Here is a 3,524-nt window from a genome sequence, read left to right as displayed (position 1 = left end):
CCTCCCATCAGGCGCTGATGTTCGCCCCTATAAGCTGCGAACACGTTCAGCGCGGCATATTCGACCTAACTCACTAATCTGTCTGTAAGGAAATCCCGCAATGTCGCTTGTACGATGGGTAGCTCCGGGAAGCGAGAGTAAAGCCGTCTCCCAAGTTAAGCTGGCTTCAAAGAAAAAAACCCACAGCTCCCAGGGCAAGAGATGTGGGCAAAGTGCACTGTCACTACTGGTGCTCGAAAGGGCGCGCATTCTGACGCTAAGTTCTTTCTCAGCTTCAAGCGTGCGCGCTTAGCTCTCAATGTAAACTTAACTCAAGGGCCGGATCGCTGTAAGTAGGGAAAACCTTCATTTGTAAAAAAAACCATTAATTTTTTGGTGGGTGCTGCCCCTAGGGTCGATAAGTCGCCGTTTATCTGCGGCCAGACATCCTTATCGTGTCGGTGAAGGACCGTTCCCTAAGAAAGAATAGGCCAATGTACTATAACTATTTAGTGGTAGGGGCGAATCTAGTATCACAAAATCTTCCTGTGCTCCGGTGCGCGCAACGACCTGGAGCGATTTAAGGCTTCCCGGGGACTTACGGCTGGCGTACCAGCATTGATGAGCTGGCTAGGGGCCTGAGCTGCCGGGCGATAAATCAGCTGCCAACCGCTCCTAGCGGTTGTTTCGCGCCGTCGCTTTCAGTAACATTTATTACCCTAACGCATGTGTCAAATTACAAATAAATTAACTCCACAGTGGCGGCGCCATCTAAACTAATATCACTATTTGCATCTAACGTGTTTTTTGGAGCAATCGTTGCTGTCGCAGCGAGGTCATAAGAGGCAGTGGTAAATGCTACTGGGTTGTTTTGGGTGGTGCTCGTGGACCCGAGAGAAAAAATATCTGGCCGAACGCCATAGGGGATTAGCTTTCCACCACCACCTGCGCCGCCGGCATTATTCCAAGTAGTTGTGGTCTTATATTTTAAAGCACCAGCGCTGCCGTCTATATTAACGTTCAAAATTTCCAGAATGTAGTCGCCGATTTTATTACCACCTCCGTCGAGACCCAACCCAAAGTTGAAATTGTTGGATACGACAACTGTATTAGCTCGGTTATCCAGTGCTTTGAACCCTACCAGGGTCGGATTTTGACAAGCGATATTCATTTGCAATGCTGTGCTGGTAGGCAGTTGGGTACTCCCGCTTGGTGTAAAACAATTGCCGTGCCCAAAGAAAAATTTCCGCCACTGGTTATCGTAAGGTCGCATGATGGTGGGTTGATGGTTCCGAGCACCTGCATGTCGACCGAGGTTGCCGCTAAAACCGGATGGATCAATGTGACAAAGGGCACTAGCAGAAGCTTTTTCACGGGAAAGTCCTCTTTTAATATCTTGAAGTGGCGCACCATTCAGAAAGAATCAGCGTGGTGAGCGAGGCGGCAGCTCATGCATTGCGCCATAGTTCAGCGGCTTGCACTGTAAGGAAGCGCCTAATACCCTGTAGGGAGATAGTACTGCTTTCTAACTGCTCGGCCGAGGCCGACAAGTCCATCCGCGTACCAAATAGCGCTCGGCCAAAATACCTCCCATGCATCAGAGAGAGCTGGTATCCTTCCGAGTGCAACCAGTTAAACGATCAGGACGTACGCAGCAACCTTAAGTACAACGTATTGTGGTTGCGCTGATTGGATCCTAGCTGAAAAAAAACATGGGCATTCTGGGAGAAAGCTAGCGAGCGGGCCCTGGAAAAAAGAAGCGCCCACCTTTAAAAATCGGGCACCGCCCGCACCGCTAGCTTTCTCAGGCGATCGATTCTATTGGTTAATTTGCTTTAAGCCTGTAGGCGGAAAGCGCAGCGCTTGTAGGGATGAACCTATTGTTCCTGTCCAGGGCTTGAATTTGAGCAGCTCGGAGTTGCGCTGTCGCTTGCACTTCCTTGCAGCTTTGCCAAGACCGGCCACAGCTTAGAGCAAGCTGATTCGCTATCGAGAGTAAAACGCATGTGATGCTTGCTCAGAAGAAACGAGTAGCACCAACCGTTAATTGAGGATTTGTAGTGGCAGCGGGAAGCGGCGCTCTATCGCATATCATGACGGACTTTTTCTATCCTATTACAACTGCAGGTGTATCTGAGATAACACTGAAAGCTCATCGCTCCCTTGGCGAGGTAAAGTCAGCTAGCGCCTTTCGCGCCGACGCACGGCTTGTGCTATTCAGAGCGAAATCCCTCGACGGGGAACTGAATGACATTTTCTCGGGCGATTATTTGCGCTCGAGCGGTTTTCATATTCAGCGTCAGCGCCGCCGCACTGAGTGTTTTACCTGCTTGCGCCAGTCTACGTAAAGCGGGCGCAAGTTTGGCACGCTCCTTTCGTAACCGAAGGTAATGGGCATCAGGAATGCTATGCCCGGTTAGCCCACTGATCCCTGCCTGAATCTGCTGAATTGAGTGTCCAGCGGCAAAAAATATTTTTTTTTGCTCCTCCAAGGCCTTCAGCATGGCCTCGCGTGAAACCAGTTTTGGCTCGTCGTTCACGTAGTAACCTCATTAAGCGTCTTTTTATATCATCCGCCGTGGTAACGCTTGATTCATGACTGCTGTTCAGCGTCTCTAGACTGACCGCCGCGTCGGTGCGCATTAAACCCGCAGCCTAGAATCCAATTCTGTAGGTAAATACTGCAAATAGAGTCAGCGCTGAGCCGGTGAGGTACTAGGTGTCCTGTCAGTTTTGATAGTCATCAAGCCATCTGCGGGAAATCCCTACAGTCATGACCCATCCAAAGCGCGTATGCTGGAGTAGATAAATATGCTTTCATCGCACAACATTGCTCTTCTCTGTCTAGGGCAAATAAATTCAGACCCGGTACTAATGGCTACCGGCCTCCAACAATAATTACTTAGCGAGTAAAACATGGACAAGTCGTGTAATACTTTAAGTGAATCAAGCGCCATTAAGTCCCGGTGCAAACCCACTAACAACAAGGTGCTCATAGTAGATGAACACCCGCTTATCCGGCTGGCACTACATACTTGTTTATCACGACATGGTCTGGAGCGGATCGCAGAGGCTCGCGATGGAAGAGAGGCGATTCGGTATATTCATCAGCATGAACCCGACCTGATGATCACTGAATTGGATCTTCCCACATTAAGTGGTTTGGTGGTTCTCGAGCATATAAAGCAGCTGGCGCTACCAATTAAAACATTGGTTTTTTCGGCCCACACTTCGCGACTATCAATCATGAACTGCGCTTTGGCGGGGGCTCATGGATTCGTTAGCAAGGCGCAGGAGGTCAGCGCTTTGTCCATGGCGTTATTGCGTGTGCGAAATGGGGAGACATTTTATCCTGACTGGGTCGAGCGAGAGCGAACCCCAAGTGTTGACGATCCAATGAGGGGGTTGTCAGTGCGTGAACGCCAGGTGCTTCAATTGTTATCTGAAGGGATGAGCAATACGCAGGTCGCTGAACGGATGCAGTTAAGCGATAAAACGGTCAGCACTTTCAAAACCCGATCTCTACGAAAACTGAATGCTAAGAG

The 3,524-nt window shown here is 49.7% G+C and carries 3 protein-coding genes; 1 reads left to right on the top strand and 2 read right to left on the bottom strand.

Going from position 1 to position 3,524, the window contains the following annotated elements; translation table 11 throughout:
- Positions 1-715: 715 nt before the first annotated feature.
- Both D8U73_RS13750 and D8U73_RS13745 read right to left on the bottom strand, forming a co-directional pair.
- On the bottom strand, positions 716-1,150 hold the full coding sequence (locus D8U73_RS13750) for a hypothetical protein (RefSeq protein ID WP_177434417.1): 435 nt from the start codon (positions 1,148-1,150) through the stop codon (positions 716-718).
- Between the two features lie 1,042 nt (positions 1,151-2,192).
- On the bottom strand, positions 2,193-2,519 hold the full coding sequence (locus D8U73_RS13745) for a hypothetical protein (protein WP_130904785.1): 327 nt from the start codon (positions 2,517-2,519) through the stop codon (positions 2,193-2,195).
- A gap of 376 nt (positions 2,520-2,895) precedes the next feature.
- Here D8U73_RS13745 and D8U73_RS13740 point away from each other — a divergent pair.
- Positions 2,896-3,524, top strand: a 629-nt coding sequence (locus D8U73_RS13740; protein WP_130904784.1) for a response regulator transcription factor, incomplete at its 3' end; no start/stop codon positions are given.

Source organism: Pseudomonas sp. Sample_22 (assembly GCF_004307635.1).
Lineage (GTDB): Bacteria > Pseudomonadota > Gammaproteobacteria > Pseudomonadales > Pseudomonadaceae > Aquipseudomonas.
This window is presented reverse-complemented; position numbering and strand designations above follow the sequence as displayed.

Excerpts from the sequence above, each read along its gene's own strand:
- D8U73_RS13750 (WP_177434417.1), bottom strand. The coding sequence starts at position 1,150 with ATGAATATCGCTTGTCAAAATCCGACCCTGGTAGGGTTCAAAGCACTG.